Source organism: Streptomyces sp. NPDC059816 (assembly GCF_042732055.1).
Classification (GTDB): domain Bacteria; phylum Actinomycetota; class Actinomycetes; order Streptomycetales; family Streptomycetaceae; genus Streptomyces.
The window spans coordinates 34,657-59,660 of sequence record NZ_JBHWIQ010000028.1; the positions used below are offsets into that span (position 1 = coordinate 34,657).

The following is a 25,004-nucleotide window of genomic DNA, read 5'->3' on the forward strand; positions in this document are numbered from 1 at the left end:
CGTCATGACCTACTTCCGCTGGGCCCTGGGACGCATCGGCGTCGCCGCCCTCACCCTCACCGGTGTCTCCATCCTGATCTTCGGGGCGGTCCGCGCGATGCCCGGCCGCTACTCCGACCTGGTGCTCGGCCCGCTGGCCAGCAGGGCCGAGAAGGACGCCGCAGCCGAACGGTACGGCCTCGACGGCTCCCTCCCCGAGCAGTACGTGCACTGGTTGCTCCACGCAGTGCGGGGCGACTTCGGGATCTCGATGGCGAGCCAGACCCCGGTGGCCTCGGAGTTCGCCGAACGGCTCCCCGCGACCCTCACCCTCACCGCCCTCGCCCTGTGCGTGACCGTCCTCATCGGCGTCCCGCTCGGCGTCCTCACCGGAATCCGCGGCTCGGGCGGCGGACGGACGGGCCGGCTCCTGGGCAGCCTCGGACTGAGCCTGCCCGAGTTCGTCCTCGGCAGCGTCGTGGTCTTCGTGTTCACCCGGTACGGACTCGGTCTGACCGTCGGAGCCTACGTCCCCTGGGACCAGGGCCCCCTACGATCCGTGCTGTCCCTGGTGCTGCCCGCCGCGGTGCTCGCCGTGTTCTGCACGGCGGCCGTCGCCCGCACCACGCGGGACAGCGTCCTCGGGGTACTCGTCGAGCCGCACATCGCCGCCGCGATCGCCCGGGGCGAGTCGACCGCCCACATCGTGCGCCACCACGTGCTGCGCAACGCCTCCATCCCCGTCCTCACCCTGCTCGCCACGCTCACCGCCTACCTCCTGGGCGGCGCCGTCATCGTGGAGCGGCTCTTCAACACCCCGGGACTCGGCTCGTTCCTCGTGGACGGCCTCGACCGTCGCGACTACGCGATCGTGCAGGCGGGGGTGCTGCTCGCGGCGACCGTGTTCATCGTCGTCAACGTCCTCGTCGACATCGTCTGCGGAGTCATCGACCCGCGGATCAGCAACCAGGCCGGGAGCACCGCCATATGAGCGCCACCACCGGGCAGGGCCACGAGCCCACCGCCTCCGTACACCCGCCCCCCGGCCCGACCGTCGAGAGCGCCCCGGCACCCCCTGCCCGGCGAATCCTCAGCCGACTGCGCTCGGTGTTCGCCCCGCGCTCCTTCGACGGACTGTTCCGCGTGGCCCTGTGGACGCTGCTCCTCCTGGTCGTCGCGACCCTGCTGAGCCATCTGTTCGGCCTCGGCGGCGACCCCGGGAGCACCGTCGGACGGCGACTCACCCCGCCCGGCGCCGAAGCGCCCCTCGGCACGGACAACCTCGGCCGTTCCCTGCTCCCGCGACTCCTCCAGGGCATCGGAACGACCCTGCTGCTGTCCTCGCTCGCCGTGCTCACCGCGGCGACCATCAGCACCGCACTCGGCATCCTCGCCGGCTACCGGGGCGGACGGACCGCGGAAACCGTCTCCCGACTCTCCGACGTCCTGTACGCCTTCCCGTCCATCGTGCTCGCCGTCCTCGTCTCGGCGGTGCTCGGCCCCGGCCGGTCCGCAGCCCTCGCCAGCACCGTCCTGGTCACCGTCCCGCTCATGACCCGCATGGTCGCCACCGCCGCCCGGGCCGTCGCCCGCCGGGACTTCGTCGTCGCGGCCCGCATCAGCGGCGTGCCCCCGCTCACCCTCATGCGCCGCCACATCCTCACCAACGTGTCCGGCACCATCGCCGTCCAGGGCACCTACGCCCTGTCGATCGGCATCCTCGTCGAGGGCGGCCTCGGCTTCCTCGGCTACGGGGTCCAACTGCCCGACGCCTCCCTCGGACTCCTCATCCAGGAAGGCAGCCTCTACCTGGTCAACGCCCCCTGGCTGATCATCGCCCCCGGCACGGTCCTGGTCGCCGCCATCGTCTCCATCAACCTCATCGGGGACAGCCTGCGCGACCACTTCGAACCCAGAGAAACGAGGGCGCTGATATGACCCCCATCGTCCTGATCGACGACGTCATCGCCGAGTACCGGACCCCCCGGCGCACCGTACGGGCCCTGGACGGCGTGAGCCTCGCGGTCGAACCCGGGGGACACGTCGGGATCGTCGGCGAGTCCGGGTCCGGGAAGTCGACCCTCGGGCTCCTGATCGGCGCACTGTTGCCCACCACGACGCAACTCCCCCGCGGCAGGGTCCTCGTGGACGGCCGGTCCGTACTCGACCTGCCGCGCGACCGGCTCGCCCGACTCCGCCGCGAACGCCTCGGCTTCATCCCCCAGGACCCCGTCGGCGCACTGGACCCGACCCTGCGCATCGGACGCCAACTCGCCCTCGCCCTGCGCAGCGACGGCCGCCACCGGGCGCCGCGCGCCGACCGCAAGAACCGCGCCGACCTCGTCCGACGGCTGGAACAAGTACGCATCAAGGACCCCGAACGCGTCCTGACGCTCTACCCCCACGAGATCTCCGGCGGCATGGCCCAACGCGTCATCATCGCCATGGCCATGGCACGCAACCCGGCCGTGCTCATCGCCGACGAACCCACCGCCGCACTCGACGCGCAGGTCCGCCAGGACGTACTGCGCCTGCTGTTCACCCTCGCCGACGCACACGGCACCACCCTCGTCTGGCTCAGCCACGACCTCGGCGGCGTCGCCCGCTGGTGCGGCCGGATCGCCGTCATGTACGGCGGCCGCATCGTCGAGGACGGCCCCACCACGGACGTGCTCGGCGCGCCCCGCCACCCCTACACCGCCGCGCTCGCCGCCGCCGACCCGGCACGCGCCGTCGACGGCGACCGACTGCGGTCCATCATCGGAGCCCCGCCCGTACTCTCCGGCGCGGCCACCGGCTGCGCCTTCGCCCCGCGCTGCCCGTCGGCCACCGACCGGTGCCGCGTCGAACGGCCCGCGCCGGTCACCCGCGGCGACCGCACGCTCCTGTGCCACCACGTCCTCGACGAGGACCGGACCCCGGCCGCCCACCCGTCCGAGGACCTGGAGACGGCCCCGTGAACGACACGCCCCCGCCCCTCGAACCGGACGGCCCCGTCCTCGAACTCGACGCCGTCTGTGTCGTCTTCGCCGCCCGCCACCGCGGCGGCACCCCGGTCACCGCGATGGACCGGGTCGGCTTCACGATCGCCGCTGGACAGACCCTGGGACTGGTCGGGGAGTCCGGCTCCGGCAAGTCCACCACCGGTGCGATCGCGCTGGGACTGCTGCGCCCCACCTCCGGAACCGTCAGGTTCCTCGGCGCGCCCCACGGCCGCCGGGGCCGGGCCGGACCCATCCAAGCCGTACTCCAGAACCCGCACTGGTCCCTCAACCCCCGGCTCACCGTCCGCGACAGCGTCGCCGAACCCCTCGCAGCGGCCACCCGCACCCGACTGCGCTCGCACCACCGTGCCGTGGCCGGCCTCCTCGACCAGGTTGGCCTCCCCGAACGGTTCGCCGACCGCCTCCCCCACGAACTGTCCGGCGGCCAACGCCAACGGGTCGCCATCGCCCGGTCACTGATCACCCGGCCCCGGTTCATCGTCTTCGACGAGGCCGTCAGCGCCCTCGACGTGTCCGTGCAGGCCCAGACCCTCAACCTGATCCGCGACCTCCAACACGAACACGGCTTCGGAGCCCTGTTCATCTCCCACGACCTCGCAGCCGTCCGCTACGCAGCCGACCGCATCGCCGTGATGCACAGCGGCCGGATCGTCGAACTCGCGGACACCGCCCGCTTCTGGAACACGCCCGAACACCCCTACTCCCGCACCCTCCTGGAGAACCTGTGAACGCCGCGACCCACACCCCCGAGCCCGAGCACCACCTGACGGGCGTCCCCGCCTTCGGCCCCTGCCAGGGCAACGACGACGTCAACCCCGTGCCGCGCCCCAGCCGCGGCGAGCGCACGGTGACCTACGACTTCCCCGGCGTCGAGGTCGGCACCGCCGAGTACAGCGAAGGCCCCACCGGGGTCACCGTCGTCCACGTCCCGGCCGGTGCCCGGATGTCCATCGACGCCCGCGGCGGCGCCATCGGCCTCACCTACGGCGCCGACTCGTTCGCCCACGCCGTCTGCCTGGCCGGCGGCTCCCTGTACGGCCTCGGCGCCGCCCCCGGAGTCGCGGGCGAACTCCTCACCCGGGTCGGCAACGACGTCAACTGGGACCAGCTTAAGTGCGTGGCCGGGGCGATCATCTACGACTACAGCGCCCGCGACAACGCCGTCACCCCGGACGCCGCCCTGGGCCGGGCCGCGATGCGCGCCGCCCGCCACGGCGAGTTCCCCGTCGGCCGCTGCGGGGCGGGGGCCAGTGCCTCCGTCGGGAAGGTCGAGTACGCCCGTACCGAATTCGCCGGCCAGGGCGCGGCGTTCCGTCAGATCGGGGACATCCGCATCCTCGCCGCGACCGTGATCAACGCGGTGGGAGTCATCGTCGACCGCGACGGCACCGTGCTCCGCGGCAACTACGACGCCGCGACCGGCACCCGGACCCTGCCGCAACTCGACTACGCGGAGGCGTTCGCGAAGGACCCGACCCGTGCCCCCACCACCATGCCGGGCAACACCACGATCTCCGTCATCGTCACCAACGTCCGTCTCGACGACCGCGAACTCGCCTACTTCGGCCGTCAGGTCCACAGCTCCATGCACCGCGGCATCCAGCCGTTCCACACCAACCTGGACGGAGACACCCTCTTCACGCTCACCACCGACGAGGTCGACCTCCCGCGCAACCCCCTGCGCACCGGGCAGGACACGATGACCTCCGTCGCCCTGGGAGCGGTCGCCTCCGAGGTCATGTGGGACGCGATCCTGAGCAGCGTCCGATGACCCGTGCCGCAGTCCCTCCCACCGGCGGCCCCCCGCCCGGCCCCGACCGGCCCGCCTCCGTAGCGACCCTGCCGACGTTCCACTCCGACGACCCGGACCCCGTCCGCCGGGGCCGCACCCTCGGCCGGACGCACGGGCACCGCATCCGCGCCGCCGCCACCGCCTACCGGGAACTGTTCACCGCCGTCCAAGTCGCCCCGCACGACCTGCGACCGCACGGCGAACAAGCCAGCGAGGAGATCGCCCGCTGGGCCCCCGAACTGCACGCCGAACTCGCCGCGACCGCCGCGGGCGCGGAGCTGCCGCTGTGGGAACTGGCCATGCTCAACGCCCGCACCGAAATCCTCGCCACGGTCGGTGCGACCGCCGAAGGAGAGTGTTCCACCGCCGTCCACACCGGCGGTCCGGGAGCCCCGCACACCATCCAGACCTGGGACTGGCACGACGAGTTGGCGTTCGCCCGGACCCTCACCCGGCACCGCCCCGGCGAACCGGGCCCCACCGTGCGGACCTTCACCGAGGCCGGCGCACTCGCCAAGATCGGTGTCAACGACGCGGGACTGGGCGTCCACTTCAACATCCTCAGCCACCGCGAGGACGGCGACGGAATCGGCGTCCCCGTCCATGTGATCGCCCGCCGGATCCTGGAGCGGGCGACCACCGTCGCCGAGGCCGTCGACATCGCCCGCTCCGCACGGGTCACCGCATCGACCGTGCTCACCGTCGTCACCTACGACGGGCGGCACGCCGACGCAGCGAGCATCGAGGTCTGCCCGGCCGGCGTCGCCGTCGTCCGCCCGGACGCCGACGGCTACCTCCTCCACACCAACCACTTCCTCGACCCCGCCCTGGCCCTCGGAGAGAACACCCCGCCCGGCGCCAGCACCCACGCCCGCTACGCCCATCTGCACGCCCATCGCACCCTCCTGGCCGATCCCGACCCGCAACGCTGGGTGGACCTCCTGAGGGCCCACGACAGCGACGGCGCCCCCGTGTGCTGCCACCCACAGGACGGTCTGCCCTTCCAGCTCCAGTGGCGCACCCTGCTCACGGTCAGCATCGACGTCGCGTCCGCCCGTCTGCGGCTCCACCCCGGCGGACCCTGCACCGCGACACCCGACACCTGGATCCACCTGTGACCGCACCCCCGACACCGCCACCGGGCCCACCCGCCCCGTACCGGGGACTCACGGCACGCCTGGCCGGCATCGTCCGCTACCCCGTGAAGGCCATGGCCGGCCGTCCCCTGCCCCGGGTGCTCCTCACCCCGGGGCAGGGGCTGCCCCTGGACCGCGTGGTCGGCCTGCGCAACGGCACCCTCGCGGTACGCAGACACGCCGGCTGGACCGACAGCACCGCCTTCCTCCGCCTCCTCAAGAACGCCTCCCTCGCCCGCTACGCCCTGACCCTCACTGAAGACGCCGAAGACGCCGAGGGCACCTCCGTCCTGCGCATCACCGCACCCTCCGGTGACGGCATCACCCTCCGGCTCCACGACGGGCTACCCCGGCCCGACGACATCGAGCGGGCCGACGCGACCCTGCGCACCTGGTTCCCGGACGGCCCGAACGGTCCGGTCGCCACCGACGCCCCGGGAGTCTCCCTGTGGGACTGGCCGTCAGCGGCGATCTCGATCATCAACCTGGACACCGTCCGTGCCCTCAGCGCATCAGCCGGTGTCCCGGTCGACCACCGCAGGTTCCGAGCCAACCTCTACCTCGAAGGGCTCGGGTCCTGGAGGGAGTTCGCCCTCGTGGGACGACGCGTCGCCCTCGGCGGAGCGGAACTGGAGATCACCCAGGCGACCGACCGCTGCCGTGCCACCACCGTCAACCCGGACACCGGCCTACGGGACCTCAACGTTCCGGTGCTGCTCGCCTCCCGGTTCGGACACCTGTACTGCGGGGTCTACGCGCGGGTCGTCAAGGGCGGCCCGGTCGCCGAGGACGACGTCCTCACCGTGCTCGACGCCCCCGCCGACCCCGGTACCCTGCCGGCCGCCCAACCCGACTGGCCCCGCTACGCCACCGTGACCGAGCTGCGGCCGGAAAGCCCGACGGTCACCACCGTGCGGCTGCACGACCCCGCCGGTCTGGGCGCCGCCCCCGGCCAGCACCTGCGCATCCACCTCGCGGACGAACGGGGCCCGGCCTGGCGCAGCTACACCCTCACCGGCACCGACCCGGGCGCCCCCGCGATCAGCGTGAAGCGCGTGCCCGACGGCCGCATCTCCCCGCTCGTCCACACCCTCCGGGTCGGCGCAGCCCTGCGGATCTCCGGACCGTACGGCTCCCCGCTGGTGTCGACGGACCCGTCCAGACCGCTGTTCCTCGGGGTGGCGGGCGTGGGCGTGACCCCCGTGCCGTCGATCCTGCGCTGGCTGGCGCAGACCGCTCCCGACCGTCCGGTCACCGTCCTCAACGTGGTCCGTACGGCCGATGACACACCCCTGTGGGCGGACGTGCGCGTCCTCCTCGGCGGATTGACCCGGGGCACCGGACGGCTCCACGTCACCGCCCACGGCCCGGTGCCGCCGGACGCCCGGCACGGCCGCCCCACCGAGGCCGACTACGCGGAACTCGCCGCCGACCCCGACGGGGAGGCGTACCTGTGCGGACCCGCCGCGTTCGTGGAGGCGGCCCGCGCGGGACTGCTCGCCGCGGGGCTCGCGGCCGGAGCCATCACCGACGAGCACTTCTTCTCACCGGTGGACCTACCGCTGACCGACCAACCGCCCCCGGAGCCTGGGCCGTTCACCGTCCGCTTCGCGGCGAGCGGGGTGGAATCGACCTGGACGGCCGACGACGGCACCCTGCTGGACCTGGGGGAGTCCGTCGGAATCCGCCTGCCCTCCGCCTGCCGGGCCGGAGCCTGCGGCACCTGCCTGCAACCCGTCGACGGCGATCGTGCCCATCTGATCACCCCGGGACTGCCGGTCCCCCCTGGCCACGCTCTGCTCTGCTGCGCGGTCCCCACGGGCCCGCTCACGGTGGACGCCTGACCGGGCCGTGTGCGGCCCGCGCCCTACCGCATCGCCCGTACGCGCGGGGTGCGACGGAGCGTGCGGGGTCCACTGGGGATGTGACGGGCACTCACCGACCCTTGAGGAGTTCCTCGGTGACCCCGACGAGTCGGGACGCGTCGCCCTGGTCGAACGTCTTGAGGTTGAGGTCCACCGGCTTGCCGCGGTCATCCACGGTGAGGCGCTCGGCCGGCGGGTTCTCGATCCACCTGATCATCGGCGCGGCCGAGTCGGCGACCGACTTGGCACCCACCTTGGCGTACGCCTTCACGAGCGCGCGCAGGGGCTGGTTGAACTGGTTGATCGCATCGGTCCGGGTGAAACCCGGGTGGTAGAGCACGTACTTGGCCCTGCTCGAAGGGTTCTCCGCGAACGCCACCGCGAGGAGGTCGTTGGCCCGCCCCGCCTGGAGCTGGGCGCGCATGGTGGTGTACCTGCCGCGGAGCTGGAGGTCGTCCCACGCGACCGAACCCGCCTTGATGCCGGGACCGGCCACGTTGATGATCACCGGGTCCGCCGCGGCATCGAACTGCTCGGCGAACCCGTGGCCGAGCAGATAGCGGCTCAGGTAGTACAGGGAGAGGGTGGACTCGATGCCCTCGGCGGACTCCGCGCGCTTGAGGTTCTGACGGTTCGCCGTGAGCACCAGGGCGTCGACGACGGGGTGCGCTTCACTGACGTACCGGATCACCTTGCGCACCGCCGCGATCGAACTCAGGTCGGCCTGGACGAACGCGAAGCGGTCCGTCGCCCCCAGCCGTTCCGCGAGTTCCGTGAGTCTGGCACCCTTCTCGGCGTTGCGGCCGACCACCACGACGGTGTCGCCGCGCTCGATTCGGGCCACCGCGGTGGCCCGCCCCATTCCGTCGGTCCCGCCCGCCACCACGACGGTTCGGGAAGAATCATTCCGCTGCATTAAATGGACTCCCAAGAAACCCTCGAACAACAATTCAAGAGGTCGAACCCTAGCGTCGATTGAAGGGCGCAAACGGAACGTCAACCCCCTCATCAGACCCCTAATGCAGCCCGATCGATAGGGGTTTCTTCGACCTGAGTGAGGGGTTCGCCTGGCCTTTCCGTCGGATCAGAACGAGCCGACCGAGCTCACCCTGTTCTCCACGGCGAGCGTCTCCAACACGTCGGGGAGATCCGCACGGCGCTGCACCTGGAGCTTTCGGTACACCCTGGTCAGGTGTTGTTCCACCGTGCTCACCGTGATCGACAGCTTGCGGGCGATCTCCAGGTTCTTGTCCCCCCGTGAGGCCAGTGTCGCCACCCGGTGCTCGGCCTCACTGAGCACGGAAGCGGAATCGTCGCCCGCGTCGCCGGACGGCCCGTTCCGCGCACCCCCGGCCCCGTGGACCGTCCCACGGTCGTCGACCAGTGTCGCGTGGCACCTGTCGGCCAACAGCCGGGCACGGCGCCCGGTGATCCGCGCCCGTTCCCCATCGCCCAGCCGGTGCAGCACCTTGCTCAAGTCGGACAGTACGTGGGCCTGTTCGAGTACCCCTGGGCAACTCTGCAACTGCTCGATGGCCTCCTTGAGTAGTCGGGGCCGTTCGCTCAACTCGGCGGTGTGCGCCAGGATCTGCAGGGACACCCCGCGCACCCGGGCGTGGTTGCGGTGCGACCGGCCGAGCTGTTCGCGCATCAGGACCCTGGCCCGGTCGGTGTGGCCGGCGTGCAGCATGGCGTGCGCCATTCCCGTGCGCCACGGCAGCACCGCCGGAAGGTCGATCTGCCATGCCACCGAAAGCTCGCCGCACGCCCGGAGGGTGGTGATCGCGGAAGGCAACCGGTTCGTCGTCACGTAGTACAGGCCCTTCGCGTGCCAGTACCGGAGCCCGGACGTCGTCTGGAAGCTGACCTCGGGCACCGGCTGCATGAGCAGATCCGCCACCTGGTCGTGCTGCCCCATCGCCGTGCGCGCGTGCAACTGCGTCGCCAACGGCCCCGTCAGGAACGGGCCCCGGTTCTCGATCGCCAACCTCGTCAGAGCACGTTGTGCGTACGCGTCCGCGGCCGGAAAGTCGGCCGTCCGCAGCGCTACTGCCGCTCGGACGTCCAGCAGCACGGCGGACCACGCCGGGGCGTTGCGGCGCTCCGCCTCGGCCAGCAGCGCTTCGCACCACGGCAACGCGGCTGTCGAACGATCCATGTCCACCAGCACCGACAACATGGTGAACAGCACGTCCGCGGTGCTGTCATCGAGGCCGCAGTTCTGCAACACGTGCTCGGCATGCGCGGTGGCCTCGTCCGGGTCGCCGCCCCCCAGCACCACTTCCAGCGCACGGATCGCCTGGAGCTGCGGCGACATGCTGATCGCACACCCCGGCCCGTTCGTGTCGAGGTCCGCGTCGAGGACGTCGAGCACCTCGGGCGCCAGCCGGCCGAGCAGCCCGGGGGCCCGGTACGCCAAGCTCAGCCGGAGCAGCCTCAACTCCACCCGGGTGCGCAGGGGGAGTTCACGATCCGGGGCGGCCACCCGGGTCAGCAGCATCTCGGCGTCGGCGAACCGTTCGTGCCACAACAGGTAGGAGACGACCGGGGAGACGTCGCCGGCGAAGCAGCCCTCACGGACGGCGTCGAGCAACCGGTCGACGTGGCGTCCGCACCCGCCCGGCCGGAGCCGCCAGTGGGCGGAGAACAGCAGGTTGAGCGCGGACACCCGGTCCTGCGGCTCGGTCGCGATGCGGTAGGCCAGTTCGAGGCACTCCACGACCCGGTCGATCTCGCCGTCCCGCACGGCCTGGGTCCCCGCCTCCCGCAACAGGACGCAGCTCCACGGGGGCAGGTCGTCCTCGTCCGCCGCCAGCAGGGCGTCGGCCACCACGGCCGGTGCGGCACCCGCGTAGTACAACCGCTCCGCGGCACGCCGGTGCAGGCGCGCGGACCTCTCCCGGGTGAGCGGGGCGAGCACGGCCGCCCGCCCGGCCGCATGGGTGAACCGTCCGTCGGCCAGCACCCCCGCCGAGTCGAGGGCGCGGATCCACGGGAGGACGGCCTCGGGCACCGTGCCCATCAGGTCCGCGACCAACTCGACCGTCACGTTCTCGCCCAGCACCGCCGTGGTCACCGCGACCTCCGCCAACTCGGGGCCGCAGCGGTGCAGGCACGCCGACATCGCCTCGGCGAACGACTGCCCGACGATCGGCTCCCTACTCCGCTCCGCGGTGCCCGCCGCCGTTGGGTAGTCCTCCAGGAGGGCCTTGAGGAGGAGGGGGTTGCCCCGACTGACGTCGTACCAGGCGTGCGCCCCCGTGTCGTCGCCGAACCTGTGCGTCAGCATCTGCGCCACGCCTTCGACGGACATCGGCGCGAGCCTGATCTGCTGCCACGAGGGCTGTCGCAGCACCTCGCTCTGGAGGAACCCGCTGGTCCGCCGCGTCCCGGTCTGGGCGGCGACGACGACCATGACGCGCGCCGACCGGATCCGCCGCGCGATGAACGCCAGCCCGCGCAGCGAGAACTCGTCGGCACGGTCGACGTCATCGATGACGATCACGACGGGCTGTCGGGCGCTGAGGTCGAGCAGGGCCTGCCACAGCTGGTGCACGACCGGTGGGTAGAGCCGCTCCACCCGCTCCGTCGGATCCCCGGTGCCGTGGGTCAGGAAGCTCAAGCAGTCCTGGTCCGGGGCGGTCTCGTGCAGGCCCCGTAACTGCTCCGGCCGGAGCGGCGCTTGGTGGAACGCCTGGGCGATGGTGCTGAAGGGCGTCGACCCCTCGGTCTCGGAGCACGCCGCGCTGAGCACCACGGCGCCGCCGTCCGCGGCTCCTTCGGCGAAGGCGTGGAGCAATTCGCTCTTCCCGCATCCCACCGGGCCGCTGATGAGTGCGCTTCCGCCCCGGCCCAGGGCCGTTCTCGCGAGCATCCCCCGCAGCACCTCGGCCTCGGCCTCACGACCACGTCGGCTCAGATCCATCGGTCCCGGCCCCCGTCCGCCTGACGTCCACCGACAGCGGTGGGGGCCGGGCGGGCACCTCGGGTTCCGCCTGCCCCCGCGCCGGGTTCCGACGACCGCCTACCCCCGCGCACATCGATCACCGGATCGTAACAGCGCCGGTCAGGCCAGGCCGTTCTCCCGCAGACGCAGCCAGGTCCGGCTCGCCGTGTCCGGGTCGTCGAGGTCCGCACCCATCAGCCGGGTGGCGGTCGCGATGCGGTGCCGCAGGGTGTTGCGGTGGACTCCGAGGTCGGCTGCGGCACGCTCCCAGTGGCCCCGGTGCCGCAGATAGGCGGCGACGGCACCGACCAGATCGGCACGCCGGTAGCTGAGGATCGGGTCCAGCGAAGCGGCCGTGGGCGTTCCGGTAGTGGCCAGATCGCGCAGGACGCCCGGCGGGACCGTGGCCAGGGTACGGCTGAGCGCCGGGAGCTGCCGGTGCAGTTCCGCCACGGAAGCCGGGGCGCCGAGAACGGCTCGGGCACCAGGGAACCGTTCCGCCGTCAACCGCTCCAGCACGATCCGTACCGCCTCCGTGTCGTGGGGTTCGGCCAGGGCCCAGACCGCGTCCGGTTCGGCGACGGCCAGCAGCGGGCGGCCCGGGCCGACCGCCGGTTCCAGTGCGTCCAGCACGTCGTCGGCACCCTCGGTCAGCCCCGCCACGGCGAACAGCCGGACCCGGGGGGCGATCGCCGGCAGACCGAGGTCGGCGCCCAGGGACCGGGCGGCGTCGAGGTGACCGCTCAGCACCAGCCGGGCCACACAGGCCCGAGCGGTGCGTGCCGCCGCGACACCCCGCCGCCGCTGCTCGCCCTGGAGGGCGAGCAGCGCGCACGCGGTCAGGACGAGCTGCCGGTCGGGGGCCTTCATCGGACGGGGGCAGCCGGTGGCGACGAAGCCGCTCAGCGGTCCGCGGCCGGTCAGTGGATGGAGCACGACGTCGTCGTTCCCCAGCGGGAACGTCGCGGAGGAGTGCGGGCCCGCCACGCGTAGCCGAGCGACCTCCGCCGCGATCCGCCGGGCGCTCGAACGGTACTCGCGCGGCCAGACCGCCGTCACCTCGCCCTGCGGGGTGAGCTGGGCGGCCCAGCCCTCCACGGCGGCGGCCAGGGTGCGCACCACGGCGCGGACGGGGTCCGGCCCGGCCGCTGAGCGGATGAGTTCGCGGTGGGCGCCGAGGGCAGCGGTCAGCTCCTCCTGTCCGGCGGCGGCGGTCAGCGACCAGTAGGTACGCGCGATGGTGAGGAAGGGAGTGGGCGCGGGGACGGCGCACAGCGGGAGCCCGACCGCCTCGCACGCCCGGACGAGGGTCTGGGGGACACCGCCGTGCACGGGCCCGAGACCGATGCCGAGCGCGGCGACGCCGCGGGCCACCAGCCGTGCGGTGTACGCACGGGCCTGCGCCGTCTGGTTGGTGAGGCCCATACCGGTGGTGAGCAGGAGTTCCCCGCCGGTGAGGTAGGGCGTCGGGTCGGTCAGCTCGCTCACGTGGACGCCGGTGATGTCCAGCGGGGGCGGAGCCGCAGGGGTGACCGGTTCGAGGTCGGCGCCCAGCAGCCGTACGAGGTCGTCGAGCGTCGGCACGGGGCCCTCCCGGTGTCGAAAGACGTGCGGTTCGCACAGGGTCCGACCATTGTCGGATGAAACGTACAAGGACTTCCAGGCCCGGTCGCGCATAGTTTTCGGAGGACCAGCGACCCGCCGACGGAAGGACGTCCCCGATGTCCGCAGCTGTCCCCCTTGCCGAGACGCCGCGCGCCGCGGAACCCGGGGCCGAGGTGAGCCGTGACCCGCGCACCGACGCCGCGACCGTCGGTCCGTCGGCCACCACGTCCGCGCAGCTGTCCGCCCTCCTCGCCACCGCCGCCCGGGACGCGGACGAGGTCGCCGCGCGCGCCCCCGCGGTACGGGCGGCATGGCTCGCGGCCGTCGCGGACTCCCTGGTGGAGCACACCGAGGAGTTGACCGCGCTCGCCGACGCCGAAACCGCGCTGGGCCCGGACCGGTTGCGCGGCGAGGTGGGCCGCGCGGCCGCACAGTTGCGCTCCTACGGATCGGTCGCCGTGGAGGGCGGCTGGCTCGGCATACGGATCGACGGGCCGCGGACCACCGGCTCGGTGGAGCTGCGGCGCATCAACCGGCCGCTCGGTCCGGTGGCGGTCTTCGGCGCCAGCAACTTCCCGTTCGCGTTCGGGGTCGTCGGGCACGACACCGCGTCGGCCCTGGCCGCAGGGTGCCCCGTCCTGGTCAAGGCGCATCCCGCGCATCCCCGGCTGAGTGCGCGACTCGGCGTGCTGGTCTCGGACGCGTTGCGCGCCGCCGGCGCACCGGCGGGGGCCTGGGCACTGGTCACCGGCTTCGACGCGGGACTCGCCCTCGTGGACGCGCCCGAGGTGACGGCCGTGGCCTTCACCGGATCGCAGAGCGGTGGCATGGCGTTGGTCGAACGAGCTGCCCGCCGTCCGGTGCCCGTGCCCGTCTTCGCCGAGATGGGGACCGTCAACCCGGCGGTCCTCACGCCCGCCACTGCTGCGGACCCGGCCCGGTTGACCGCCGCGGCGCAGGGCTTCACGGAGTCCTTCACCCTGGGGCAGGGCCAGTTCTGCACCAAGCCCGGTCTGTTGCTGGCCCCCGCGGGCAGCGGTGCCGCGACCGCGGTCGCCACGGCGCTGAAGGGCGTGCGGCCCGGTTGGCTGCTGACCGCACAGATCGCCGCGGCCTGCCGGCAGGGGATCGCCGACCTGGTGACCGCGGGGGCCGAACCGTTGGCCTCCGTACCGCCGTCCGCAGAGGGCTTCACCGCCGCTCCGACGGTACTCACCGCACCCGCGCGGGCCCTACGCCCAGGCTCCCGGCTGCTGGAGGAGTGCTTCGGCCCGGTGGCCCTGGTCGTGGAGTACCACGACACAGCCGGTCTACGGGAGGCGCTGGCCGCACTCCAGCCGTCCCTGGCCGCTTCGGTGATCTCGGCAGGACCCGCCGACCCCGACCTGCCGTGGCTCGTGGAGCGGCTGGCGGGACGGTCCGGGCGGGTGGTCGTCGACGGCTGGCCGACCGGGGTGGCGACCTCCTGGGCCCAGCAGCACGGTGGTCCCTGGCCCGCGACCAGCAGGCCGGACGCCACCAGCGTCGGTGCGGGCGCGCTGGACCGCTTCACCCGTCCGGTCACCTATCAGAACGCACCTCGGGCCGCGCTGCCCGAGGCACTGCGCGACGACAATCCCTGGGGTGTGGTCCGACGGTTGGACGGCGTACTGCTCTCAGCGGTCGCCACGACGACGGGAGGCGGGGCATGAACGGACCGCTGGACGGTGTGTTGGTCGCGGACTTCAGCCGGGTACTGGCCGGGCCGCTGTGCACCATGACCCTGGCCGACCTGGGCGCGACCGTCGTCAAGGTGGAGCGGCCCGGCTCCGGGGACGACACCCGTTCCTGGGGACCGCCCTGGTCGGCGACGTCCACGACGTACTTCGAGGGCGTCAACCGCTCCAAGCTGGGCATCGCCCTCGACCTGACCGACGACGCCGACCGCGCCCTCGGGCAGGAGCTGGCCCACCGTGCCGATGTCGTGGTGGAGAACTTCCGCACCGGCTCCCTGGAGCGCCTGGGCCTCGGCTACGAGCAGGTGTCCGCCGTCAACCCCGGCGTCGTGTACTGCTCCATCACGGGCTTCGGCAGTGGCGCGGGGGCCGGACTGCCGGGCTACGACTTCGTCGTCCAGGCCGTCGGCGGTCTGATGAGCATCACCGGCGGGGCCGACGGCGAACCGACGAAGGTCGGGGTCGCCCTGGTCGACGTACTGACCGGCAAGGACGCCGTGATCGGTGTGTTGGCCGCGCTGGCGGCGCGGGCCCGGACTGGACGCGGCTGCCGGGTGGAGGTCAATCTGCTGTCCAGCCTGTTGGGTTCCCTGGTGAACCAGGGCCAGAGCTACCTGGAGACCGGTCTGCCGCCCGGGCGGATGGGCAATCGTCATCCCTCCATCGCCCCCTACGAGACGCTCCGCTGCCGTGACGGGTTGCTGGCGGTCGCCTGCGGCAACGACGCCCAGTTCGCCCGGTTGGCCGCCGCGCTCGGCGCCGCGCAGCTGGCGCAGGACGAGCGGTTCGCCACCAACGCCGGCCGGGTCGGTCACCGTGAGCAACTGGTGGCGGCCCTGGAGGAGCGTCTGGCGCACGGGGACGTCTCCGACTGGCAGGCGCGGCTCACCGGGGCGGGCGTCCCGGCGGGGAAGGTCGGCACGGTCGCCGACGGGTTCGCGCTGGCCGAGGAACTGGGGCTGTCGCCCACCGTGACTCCGGCCGGTGGGGCGACACCCGTGCCCCGGCACCCGGTCGCGTACTCCACCGACCTGGTCCAGGAGGCTTCGCCACCACCTCGGTTGGACGAGCACGGCACGGCGGTACGCGCCTGGCTGTCGGGGCCGGGGAACGAGCCGCTTCCCACCGGCGGCTGACCGGTCGGGCCGCCAACCCCGCGCACTTCCTTCTCCCCGGACGATGAGCAACCCCAGCCCCGCATCCGAAAGGCAGGACCCATGTCCACCACATCCGACACCGCACGCGCCAAGATCGACCCGCTCGACCTGGCCGGCATCGACTACCTGCTCAGTCCCGAGGAGAAGGCGGTCCGGGCGGCCGTCCGGCAGGTCTGCGACTCCGCCGTTGACCCCTACGTCGCCGAATGGTTCGAGAACGGCGAACTGCCCGCCATCCGTGAGCTCGCCAAGGAGCTCGGTGGCCTCGGCCTGCTCGGCATGCACCTGGAGGGCTACGGCTGTGCGGGGATGAGCGCCGTCGACTACGGTCTCGCCTGTCTGGAGCTGGAGGCCAGCGACTCGGGCATCCGCTCACTGGTCAGCGTCCAGGGCTCGCTGGCGATGTACGCGATCTGGAAGTACGGCAGCGAGGAGCAGAAGCAGCGGTGGCTGCCGTCGATGGCCGCGGGCGAGGCCATCGGGTGCTTCGGTCTGACCGAGCCCGACCACGGCTCCGATCCGGCCGGGATGCTCACCCGTGCCGTCCGGGACGGCGGTGACTGGATCCTCGACGGCCGCAAGATGTGGATCACCAACGGTTCCGTCGCCGACGTGGCGGTGGTGTGGGCCCGGACCGAGGAGGGCGTGCGCGGCTTCGTGGTGCCGACCGACACCCCCGGGTTCTCCGCCCCGCTGATCAAGCACAAGCTGTCGCTGCGGGCATCGGTCACCAGCGAACTCGTCCTGGACGGCGTCCGGTTGCCGGCCGACGCGGTGCTGCCCGAGGTACGTGGGCTGCGCGGCCCGCTGTCCTGTCTGAACGAGGCGCGCTACGGCATCGTCTGGGGCGCGATGGGAGCCGCACGCAGTTCCCTCCGGGCGGCCCTGGAGTACGCGGGGCAGCGTTCGCAGTTCGGCAAGCCGATCGCCGGCTTCCAGCTCACTCAGGAGAAGTTGGCCGAGATGGCGGTGGAGCTGACCTGCGGCACCCTGCTCGCCCTGCACCTGGGCCGGCGCAAGGACGGTCCCGGGCTGCGGCCCGAACAGGTCAGCATGGGCAAGCTCAACAACGTGAACAAGGCCCTGGACATCTGCCGCACCGCGCGCACCGTCCTGGGGGCCAACGGGATCTCGCTGGAGTACCCGGTGATCCGGCACATGGCCAACCTCGAATCGGTGCTGACGTACGAGGGCACCCCCGAGATGCACAAGCTCGTCATCGGGCAGGCCATGACGGGACTGTCCGCCTTCCGTTAGGGAGCGCCGTCGAGGGACGGAACCGCCCGGCCTCCTCACGAAAAAGCCCCCTGGTGGCCGCGGTGAATCGTTCACACCGGACCGGACCGGCTCGTCGGAGCGTTCCGGCGTGCTCACGGGCCCTGCGCTCTGCTTGATCACTCCCGCACACCCCGGCGCGCGCCTTCTCACCCCCTCCCGCGTGCCGAAAGGCTGACGGCGCAAGGCAGTGCACTCACCCCCTTCAGGAGGTACACATGGCAGTTGCGCGTTCCTTGGCCGTCGCCGTGGCCGCGGCGGGACTCCTCTCAGCCGGTCCCGGTGCGGCGTGGGCCGCCCCGTCCGCGGCGGCCGTGAGCAGGTTCGACGACGGCAGTTTCGAGTACCCCACCGCGCCGGCGAACTCGTTCACCACCCTCACCAGCGGACAGTCGATCGGCCCGTGGCAGGTCACGTCCGGGGGAGTGGACCTGATCGGCGCCGGGTTCTGGCAGGCGGCCGAAGGCGACCAGTCCGTCGATCTGAACGCCGGTCAGGCGGGTGGCGTCGCGCAGAGCTTCTCCACGATCGTGGGGCGGACGTACACGGTCACCTATGCGTTGGCCGCCAACCCCGAGGGCAGCCCGGCGGTGAAGACGGGCAGGGTCCTGGTCGACGGACAGAACTTCCAGGACTTCTCGTTCGACTCCACGGGCAAGACCCGCGCGGCCATGGGCTACGTGCAACGTCAGGTGACCTTCGTGGCCAACGCGCCGACGACGACCCTCGGGTTCGCCAGCACGGTCTCCGGCGCCTACGGACCCGTCATCGACGACGTCCGCGTGACCGCCGGCTCCCCGTGTTCCTGCACCCCGTGACGGTCCGGCCGTCTTGACCGCGGTCCCCTGCCCGGCAGCCGTTCCACCGGGCAGCGGGCCGGGGCGCGCACTCCCGTGATCGGAGCCCGCCGGGCAAATCGCCGAGGACGCAGTCGACTTGCCCGGCCTTACCATGAGGGAGAAGTCGCGATCGCCCATGTGTGGGGGTGTCTTGGTCGGATTCACCCTTTCGGGGCGTTGCTGCACAGCGTATGTAATCGGACACTGGATGCAGTGGAGCAGGGCCCTCGGCTGGATCAGCCGGTCGGTGTACGGGCCGTGCTCGCGTGGAGAGGGGACCATTGTGTCCGTCATCACCGCACCGGAAACCCCCATCGAGACTGCCGAGCAGATCGCGGGCGCCGTCGCCGGCGGAAACGTTGTCGACGTGTGGCGTGGATGGGTCAACTGGGGCCCGTACAACAACTGGGTCAACTACCCCATCACCTGGAACGTCATCAACGCGAACTCGACGGTTCTCGTCGCGGCCAGCGAGATCGACGGCAACAACGTGCGGTTCCTGGGGGCCGCGCCCATCACGGTGGCGAACATCGTCCCCGCCGCCGGGCTCGTCACCGTCAAGATCAACGTCGCCTGGGGCAGCGGCCTCCGGATCCGCACGGACATCGTCGTCCTCAACTAACCCACCACCCGGCTGAGGCCGACGGCCGACCGGCCAACGGCCCGAGTGCTCTCGGTAGCGACCTGCCCGCAGCCGATGGCCTCGGCCGGCCGCGCGGGCCTTCGCGGCACGCACCGTCCCCCCTTCGCTTCCTCGGCCCACGCGACGACCCGCTGCCGAGTGCCGCTCAACACCGGCTCGGCAGCACCGTCACGGGGGCGAGGAAGACACCCTCGGGCCCAGCGGTTCTACCTCAGGCGTCGCATCTCGCTTTCCTTCGGCTGACCGTCCTCGGGGCGCGCGGTTCTCCAGTATCTCCGCACCCTCGGGTGGGACCCCGCATCCTCCGGTGCCGTCCAGGAGCGGGTGGTGAAGGTGTGCAGCCGACCGGCCTCGATCGCGTGACGCGGTAGACGGGCGCCGAACTCTTCGGCCACTGCTTCCAGTAGCGAACGTTCCACCTCGGAGCCGTCCCCCAGGCCACCGAAGAACCGGCTCGGATCCAAGGCCCACGGCACCTCCCCGCTGGTGAGCACCTCTCCGTCCCCATACGTGAATGCGTACTGTTCGGCTCCGTCTCGCGCCACGGAGAGGTGGAAGAAGGCCCCCTGGACCCCCGCTCTCAACCCGCACCACACCACCACCGCGCGGGTTCCGGTGGAGGCGGCTGGGGCGGGGGAGACGAACTGGTCCCGGTCGAACCGGGCGGGGGCACCGTCGAAGGCGAAGCTCCAGCCGGTGCCGGCCCGACCGACCGCCACGCAAGCCTCGTCATCCTCGTACGGGAACTCCCTCCGGTTCCGCGGCGCCGACTGGCGGGTCTCCCAGAAGGATCGGGGCCGACCCAGCGCGGCACCGGCCCCGTCCGCGAGACGTCCGGGCAACTCCGCCGGCTCCACCCCCTCCACCAGTACGAACCGGTAGGAGGTGCGGCTGGCGAATGAACCCGAGTCGGCGAGCCAGGCAAGGCCGCCCGGGTCGAGTCCGGCCGTCGGCTCCGGAACCCCGCCTCCCTGTCCACCCCTCGGAGTGGACAACAGCTCACGGCCCCGCTCCGAGGTCAGCAGTGGCCCGAGCACGGGATCGGCGACCCATCCCAGGGGTGCCAAATGATCCGGCCCCAGCGGCTCCCACCAGGGCAACGCCTCCCGCAGCGTCTGCCAGGCCTCGTCGGTGTCCCCCCACCGGGCCAGCTCCCGCGCCCGCTCGACCGCCTCCCCGAACGGGCCGGCCGGCGCGTACCGGTACCCGCCGTTCCTCACCAGCTCCGCAGTCGCCCGGGCCAGCGCCACCACCCCCTCGTCGGCGCCCCGCAAGGCGAACCGCAGCGTGGAGTCATCCTTGTAGGGGTACGCCGACCGCCCGACCAGCAGCACCGGCAGCAACTCCGGCGCGTACCGCGGATCCGTCACCAGGCCCTCGAAGGACGCCTCGCGGTGTCCCAACAAGCGACGGATCTGGTCGCCCAACCCGGCAGCCCGCGGCCTGCCGTACCCCTTGGCCCCGTCCAGCAGTTCTTGGGCACGCCCCCACCCACCCCGTAGCGCTTCCAGCCGAGCCTCGTCCACCAACGCGTCCTGCTCCCGCGTCGTGTCATTGACGAACACCGGCCCCTCATGGTGCGGACCCGCCCGCAAGGAGTGGAACTCCCGGTGCATGTCCTGCATGAACGCGGAGAAGCTCGGATAGCGCCGGGGCGGCTTGGCCCGCCAGCTCGCCCAGCTGTACACGGCCCACTCGCCGTCCTCACCCACACCATCGGGATCCATGACCAGGCGCGTGGCATCGGACTCGACGTCCAGTTGCAGCCCGTGCCGCCACACCTCCGCGCCCCGCCGCTCCTCAGGCTCGGCGTCCTCGTCCACGTGCTCCTCGAACATGTCCGCGAGGCCGTACGCGTCGTCGTGCCAGCGGGCTTCGGCCGTCCCGGCCAGCAGCCACACGAACCCGCCCGCGTGCTGCCAGCCATCGCTGACCTTCAGGAACTCCCGGTACGACGGTGGCATCCGCCGGCCCAGGCGCGCCTCCATGGCGACGATCCGTTCCTCGGACGCGGGCGGGAACCCCAGCCACCGAGCCCGCTCGGCTGCCGCGTCCTGCTCGCTCCGCGTTTCGTTGTCCCGTGGGCAATCTGCCCACTCCCCGCTCCACTTGAGGAGGAAGGGCCGCCAGTCGAACCTCGTGCTGTCCGTCATGCGCCCGATGCTGCCATCCCCCACTGACAGGGGCCGCGGCACGAGGCGTCGGTCAGATCCCGGCGGAGGCGACGTCCTCTTGCGACGGGACGGACGGGTCAAGGGCGTCACGGAGACGTGTGACGTCCTGCCGCCATTGCGGGCCGTCCGCGGACTCGTTCCAGAGTTCGGCGAGCTCGGACCGTTCGGAGAGCACTTGGGCCAGGGCGCTGACGGCGAGCACGCGAAGGTCCGCGGGCAGATCCGGTAGCTGCTTCGACGGGCCGTAGTTCGCACACGCAGGCTCGCCGTCGCGTTGCTGTGCGGCAAGCAGAGCGGCTGCGGCCACGGCTCGTTCGCCGTAGTACGCGTCCAGGTCGTCCGTGGGAGCGGCAGCAATTTCGAGCGCGCTGCGGATCATGGCTTCACGTTCGTTCAATGCCGCATCGTCCAGGCCACCTCCGAAGTCGGCGGCGGTGTCGTTGTCGAAGGGTCCGATGTCCCAGGTGCCCATGTGCTGCTCTCCTCGCGTGTCGTCCCAAGATGCTCGCATTGACCACTGACAGTGAGGCTGCGAGGGGTGCAGTACCCGCTGGTGCCGGACGGCCCGGTTGTCAGACCCGGCTGCTAGAAATCCAGCCATGGAAACCCTGACACCCACACCGGCCGCTCTGGAGTCGTTCATCGTTCGGGCCAAGTCCTCCACCTATGTGGGTGGCGCGGGCAAGGTCGCTCCCCTCCGCACCGCGTCGCACGACCTGGAGTATCGGGAGGGCGAGCTGGTCTATCGGGACAGCTACTTCGGCGGTACCGACTTCCTCGGCCAGGAGACGGTGCACTCGGCGCGTCGCCCGGTCTGGGGCATGAACTACTACGGATATCTACTGACGGATGCCATAGACGCCTTCACCGCGGGCGAGACCATCAAGGCGGCGCTGACCGCGCTGTATGCAGAGGGCCGGTTCCTCGGGGGGTTCCGCCACACGGCCGGCGGACTGACCTACGTCGATGAGACCGTGGGCGAGGTGAACCGCTTCCGCGGCGTCGAACACATCGCCACCGCCGACGGCACCCTGGCGTACGAACTGCGTTACCACGGCGGCCGGATCCTCGAATGACCCTGGCGGACGCTCCGTCCGCCGCGGGTGGCCCCGGCGACGGGGCATGGCCGATGCCGCGTGGCGGATGCTGCGGGGCGCGCTCCCGTTGTGGGAGGCACTCGGGCCCGCGCTGATCGTGCCGATCGGTCTGCTCGCCGCCCACCTAGTGAATTGCAAAGTTCTGCAACTCCATACATCATGGCGCGGGACTCCTTCGCGGAGCGTGGCCCCTCGCCCGCCTGCCGGTGTGGTGTGGGCACGACAGGGCGCTCCGCTGCTGGTCGTGGCTGTCGTCATCCGGTGTCGTGTCGCGGGCGGCGGTGGGCAGGGGCTGAGGACCGGCGCGAGTGGTCGAAGACGAGGGAGAAGTGCGGGCGATGCGGATTCTGCTGGATCAGGCGAAGGCCGAGTTCTTCCGCATGCCCGGGCATTCCGTACGCATCCGGGTGCCGGCACTGCTCCAGAACGGTCCGATGCCGGTACGCGACCCGCTCGCTCCGCTCCGCCCCCAGGCCGTTACCGGCCACCCTCACCACTTCGGGCGGTCCCTGTGATGTTCCCCGGGATAGAGGCCCTGCCCCTCCAACTCGTCCTGGTCCTGCCCACCACCGGGAAGGCCGTCCGCACCGCCCGGGAGACCGCCGAACAGGTGGTGCGGCAGTGGGGGATCTCCCCGAGCCACCCGAGCGTGGGCCCGGCCCTGCTGATCGTCTCCGAACTGGTGACCAACAGCGTTCGTCACGCCGCCATCCTGTGCGAGGACCTGACGGTCCTGTTCGCCGCCAGCCGTGACACGTTCGCCTTCGCCGTCCACGACCGCCACCCCCACCAACCGCCCCTCCACGCAGCCGCCCCCGGCAGGGGCCTCGCCACCGTCACCGAACTCACCCTGGGCCTCGGCGGCACCGCCGAGATCCGGGCGGACGCCGACGGTCACGGCAAGACCATCTGGGTCACCCTGCCCCTCTGACACACCCGAGGAAGGCGCCTCCGGGAACAGTGGCAGAGCCCGGTGCACCGCTCCTGGGTCGTCAGGCCTTCTTGACCACGCTGGACTTGAGCTGCATTGCACCGAAGCCATCGATCTTGCAGTCGATGTCGTGGCCGTCGGCGCCGTCGACGATGCGGATGTTGCGGACCTTGGTGCCGGACTTGATGCCGGTCGGGCTGCCCTTGACCTTCAGGGTCTTGATCACCGTCACGGTGTCCCCGTCGGCGAGGACGTTGCCGACCGCGTCGCGGACCACTCCGGCCGTACCCTCCAGGTCCACTTCCGAACCCGGAGACCACTCGTGGCCGCACTCCGGGCAGACCAGGAGCGCACCCATCTCGTAGGTGTGGACGCTCGAACACTCGGGGCAGGGCGGAAGATTCTCACTCACCACAACAGTCTATTTCAGACAGGAACAGCAGTCGCCCGCAGCGTCGTGAGGGCAGCCCGCCGCAGCGACGGCCAACGGGGACGCACGTTGAGTCCACCGCTCCCGTGTTTTCGGCCAGTGCGACCTCAAGCCGTCTCCGAGACAGAACACGTGTGTGTACGTTGCCTCGGGGATGATCGACGTCCACCCGCGGAAGGGGCTGCATGACCACGGCACCGCCGGCTCGTTGGCACCGGGTGGCTCTGCTCGCGGCCCTGATGACGGCCGCGTTCACCTTCAACACCACCGAGAACCTACCGATCGGGCTGCTTGAGCTCATCTCGGTCGACCTCCACGTGTCCCTCTCCGCGGTGGGCTACCTGGTCACCGGCTACGGGCTGACCGTCGCCGTGGTCTCCCTGCCGATCGCGCACGCCACCCAGTCCGTGCCGCGCCGCCACGTGCTCACCGTGCTCCTGGCCGCGCTCGTCCTCTCCACCCTGGTGTCGGTGCTGGGCTCCGGCTACGGGCTGCTCATGGCCGCCCGACTGGTGACCGCGCTCGCTCAGGCGCTGTTCTGGGCGGTGATGGGACCCGTCGCGGTCGGCCTGTTCCCGCCGGAGTTCCGGGGGCGGGTCATCGGAGTGCTGTCGGTGGCCGGTTCACTGGCGCTGGTCCTCGGGGTCCCCGCCGGCACCTGGCTGGGTCAGCGCAGCGCGTGGCAGGCACCCCTCGTCGTGCTCGCCGGGCTGGGCCTGCTCTCCCTCGTCACGATCGCCGCCCTCCTCCCCACGTCCCGCCCCGGGGAGGGGCACGCCGCCTTCGGGGCGGCACCCGACCGGCGCCGGTTCGGGATCGTCCTGGTGACCACGGCCCTCTCCGTCACCGGCGCCTTCGCGGGCTACACGTACGTCGTCAAGTTCCTGGGAGACGTGAGCGGCTTCTCCGACACCTCGGTCAGCGCCCTGCTGATGGTCTCCGGAATCGCCGGCGTGATCGGCGTGACGATCGCGGGGCCCCTCCTGGACCGCTACCCCCGCGGCACGCTGCTCGTGCCGGTCGCCACCCAGGCCGTCGGCATGCTGGGCCTGTACGTGACGGGCACCACCCAGGCGGGATCGGTCGTGTGCCTGGCGCTGCTGGGCGGTTCGCTCGCCCCGGTTTTCATGGCAACGCAGAACCAGATGCTGCGCTTCGCTCCCGGCCGAACCGAGATCGCGCTCGCGGCCAACTCCGGTGCCTACAACGCGGGTGTCGCGGCCGGGGCGCTGCTCGGCGGCCTGATCCTCCCCTCCCTGGGCATCCGTGCCGCGTTCCTCGTGGGCGGATTACTGACCGCCGTGGCGTTCACGGCCCTGCTCACCGAGCGGATGCTGCCGACCGCGGAACCGGACCGGGTGATCGAACCCAGCGACGAGGTGAACAGCGGCCCCGGCGGGCACCGGTGATCCCGC

At 71.8% G+C, this 25,004-nt stretch carries 21 protein-coding genes and 1 pseudogene; 16 read left to right on the forward strand and 6 right to left on the reverse strand.

Going from position 1 to position 25,004, the window contains the following annotated elements:
- The first annotated feature begins 4 nt into the window (after nt 1-4).
- From ACFV88_RS29555 to ACFV88_RS29585, 7 genes are read left to right on the forward strand one after another with little or no spacing between them, the layout of a single operon-like run.
- Complete coding sequence (locus ACFV88_RS29555) at nt 5-970, forward strand: ABC transporter permease (protein ID WP_385495060.1); 966 nt, start codon at nt 5-7, stop codon at nt 968-970.
- Nucleotides 967-1,917, forward strand: a complete 951-nt coding sequence (locus ACFV88_RS29560) for an ABC transporter permease (protein WP_385495061.1) — start codon at nt 967-969, stop codon at nt 1,915-1,917. Before ACFV88_RS29555 ends, ACFV88_RS29560 begins: the two co-directional genes overlap by 4 nt.
- Nucleotides 1,914-2,939 (forward strand): ABC transporter ATP-binding protein, encoded by a 1,026-nt coding sequence (locus tag ACFV88_RS29565; RefSeq protein WP_385495063.1) that lies wholly within the window; start codon nt 1,914-1,916, stop codon nt 2,937-2,939. Before ACFV88_RS29560 ends, ACFV88_RS29565 begins: the two co-directional genes overlap by 4 nt.
- The gene (locus ACFV88_RS29570) at nt 2,936-3,712 is read left to right on the forward strand and encodes an ABC transporter ATP-binding protein (protein ID WP_385495064.1); all 777 of its coding nucleotides are present in this window, start codon (nt 2,936-2,938) and stop codon (nt 3,710-3,712) included. The genes ACFV88_RS29565 and ACFV88_RS29570 overlap by 4 nt, the downstream gene beginning before the upstream one ends.
- The gene (locus ACFV88_RS29575; protein ID WP_385495065.1) at nt 3,709-4,755 is read left to right on the forward strand and encodes a P1 family peptidase; all 1,047 of its coding nucleotides are present in this window, start codon (nt 3,709-3,711) and stop codon (nt 4,753-4,755) included. Before ACFV88_RS29570 ends, ACFV88_RS29575 begins: the two co-directional genes overlap by 4 nt.
- On the forward strand, nt 4,752-5,894 hold the full coding sequence (locus ACFV88_RS29580; RefSeq protein ID WP_385495067.1) for a C45 family autoproteolytic acyltransferase/hydolase: 1,143 nt from the start codon (nt 4,752-4,754) through the stop codon (nt 5,892-5,894). The genes ACFV88_RS29575 and ACFV88_RS29580 overlap by 4 nt, the downstream gene beginning before the upstream one ends.
- Nucleotides 5,891-7,756, forward strand: coding sequence for an MOSC domain-containing protein (locus ACFV88_RS29585; RefSeq protein WP_385495068.1), 1,866 nt, complete (start codon nt 5,891-5,893; stop codon nt 7,754-7,756). The genes ACFV88_RS29580 and ACFV88_RS29585 overlap by 4 nt, the downstream gene beginning before the upstream one ends.
- Before the next feature lie 91 nt (nt 7,757-7,847).
- Here the strand turns inward: ACFV88_RS29585 and ACFV88_RS29590 are convergent, their stop codons facing one another.
- The 3 genes from ACFV88_RS29590 to ACFV88_RS29600 all read right to left on the reverse strand — a co-directional run bounded on the left by ACFV88_RS29590 (nt 7,848) and on the right by ACFV88_RS29600 (nt 13,307).
- The gene (locus ACFV88_RS29590; protein ID WP_385495069.1) at nt 7,848-8,693 is read right to left on the reverse strand and encodes an SDR family NAD(P)-dependent oxidoreductase; all 846 of its coding nucleotides are present in this window, start codon (nt 8,691-8,693) and stop codon (nt 7,848-7,850) included.
- Between the two features lie 168 nt (nt 8,694-8,861).
- Nucleotides 8,862-11,702, reverse strand: coding sequence for an AAA family ATPase (locus ACFV88_RS29595; protein ID WP_385495070.1), 2,841 nt, complete (start codon nt 11,700-11,702; stop codon nt 8,862-8,864).
- A 141-nt stretch (nt 11,703-11,843) separates the two neighbouring features.
- Complete coding sequence (locus tag ACFV88_RS29600) at nt 11,844-13,307, reverse strand: PucR family transcriptional regulator ligand-binding domain-containing protein (protein ID WP_385495071.1); 1,464 nt, start codon at nt 13,305-13,307, stop codon at nt 11,844-11,846.
- A gap of 137 nt (nt 13,308-13,444) precedes the next feature.
- Between ACFV88_RS29600 and ACFV88_RS29605 the strand changes: the two genes are divergently transcribed.
- The 5 genes from ACFV88_RS29605 to ACFV88_RS29625 all read left to right on the forward strand — a co-directional run bounded on the left by ACFV88_RS29605 (nt 13,445) and on the right by ACFV88_RS29625 (nt 18,936).
- The gene (locus ACFV88_RS29605) at nt 13,445-15,019 is read left to right on the forward strand and encodes an aldehyde dehydrogenase family protein (RefSeq protein WP_385495072.1); all 1,575 of its coding nucleotides are present in this window, start codon (nt 13,445-13,447) and stop codon (nt 15,017-15,019) included.
- Nucleotides 15,016-16,179 carry a CaiB/BaiF CoA transferase family protein gene (locus tag ACFV88_RS29610; RefSeq protein ID WP_385495073.1) on the forward strand — a complete coding sequence of 388 codons (1,164 nt, stop codon included), beginning with the start codon at nt 15,016-15,018 and terminating at the stop codon, nt 16,177-16,179. The genes ACFV88_RS29605 and ACFV88_RS29610 overlap by 4 nt, the downstream gene beginning before the upstream one ends.
- Before the next feature lie 81 nt (nt 16,180-16,260).
- Nucleotides 16,261-17,457, forward strand: a complete 1,197-nt coding sequence (locus ACFV88_RS29615; protein ID WP_385495075.1) for an acyl-CoA dehydrogenase family protein — start codon at nt 16,261-16,263, stop codon at nt 17,455-17,457.
- A 236-nt stretch (nt 17,458-17,693) separates the two neighbouring features.
- Nucleotides 17,694-18,293, forward strand: a complete 600-nt coding sequence (locus ACFV88_RS29620) for a choice-of-anchor C family protein (protein ID WP_385495077.1) — start codon at nt 17,694-17,696, stop codon at nt 18,291-18,293.
- Nucleotides 18,294-18,597: 304 nt separating this feature from the next.
- Nucleotides 18,598-18,936, forward strand: coding sequence for a hypothetical protein (locus ACFV88_RS29625; protein WP_385495078.1), 339 nt, complete (start codon nt 18,598-18,600; stop codon nt 18,934-18,936).
- A gap of 227 nt (nt 18,937-19,163) precedes the next feature.
- On the opposite strand, the gene ACFV88_RS29630 is transcribed toward ACFV88_RS29625, so the two are convergent.
- Together ACFV88_RS29630 and ACFV88_RS29635 are read right to left on the reverse strand one after the other, a co-directional pair.
- Nucleotides 19,164-21,110 (reverse strand): SMI1/KNR4 family protein, encoded by a 1,947-nt coding sequence (locus tag ACFV88_RS29630; protein WP_385495079.1) that lies wholly within the window; start codon nt 21,108-21,110, stop codon nt 19,164-19,166.
- Between the two features lie 52 nt (nt 21,111-21,162).
- Nucleotides 21,163-21,603, reverse strand: a complete 441-nt coding sequence (locus ACFV88_RS29635; protein WP_385495080.1) for a DUF4259 domain-containing protein — start codon at nt 21,601-21,603, stop codon at nt 21,163-21,165.
- Between the two features lie 127 nt (nt 21,604-21,730).
- On the opposite strand from ACFV88_RS29635, the gene ACFV88_RS29640 reads away from it, so the two are divergent.
- From ACFV88_RS29640 to ACFV88_RS29650, 3 genes and pseudogenes are all read left to right on the forward strand, one after another.
- Nucleotides 21,731-22,207: a DUF5680 domain-containing protein gene (locus tag ACFV88_RS29640; protein WP_385495081.1), complete on the forward strand. Its 477-nt coding sequence runs from the start codon at nt 21,731-21,733 to the stop codon at nt 22,205-22,207.
- Nucleotides 22,208-22,566: 359 nt separating this feature from the next.
- A pseudogene (locus ACFV88_RS29645) lies at nt 22,567-22,692 on the forward strand (transcriptional regulator); the annotation flags it as partial.
- Between the two features lie 50 nt (nt 22,693-22,742).
- Nucleotides 22,743-23,159: an ATP-binding protein gene (locus ACFV88_RS29650; protein ID WP_385495083.1), complete on the forward strand. Its 417-nt coding sequence runs from the start codon at nt 22,743-22,745 to the stop codon at nt 23,157-23,159.
- 61 nt (nt 23,160-23,220) lie between these two features.
- Here the strand turns inward: ACFV88_RS29650 and ACFV88_RS29655 are convergent, their stop codons facing one another.
- Nucleotides 23,221-23,571: a zinc ribbon domain-containing protein YjdM gene (locus ACFV88_RS29655; protein WP_385495085.1), complete on the reverse strand. Its 351-nt coding sequence runs from the start codon at nt 23,569-23,571 to the stop codon at nt 23,221-23,223.
- A 203-nt stretch (nt 23,572-23,774) separates the two neighbouring features.
- Between ACFV88_RS29655 and ACFV88_RS29660 the strand changes: the two genes are divergently transcribed.
- Nucleotides 23,775-24,998, forward strand: a complete 1,224-nt coding sequence (locus tag ACFV88_RS29660; RefSeq protein WP_385495086.1) for an MFS transporter — start codon at nt 23,775-23,777, stop codon at nt 24,996-24,998.
- Nucleotides 24,999-25,004 lie beyond the last annotated feature (6 nt).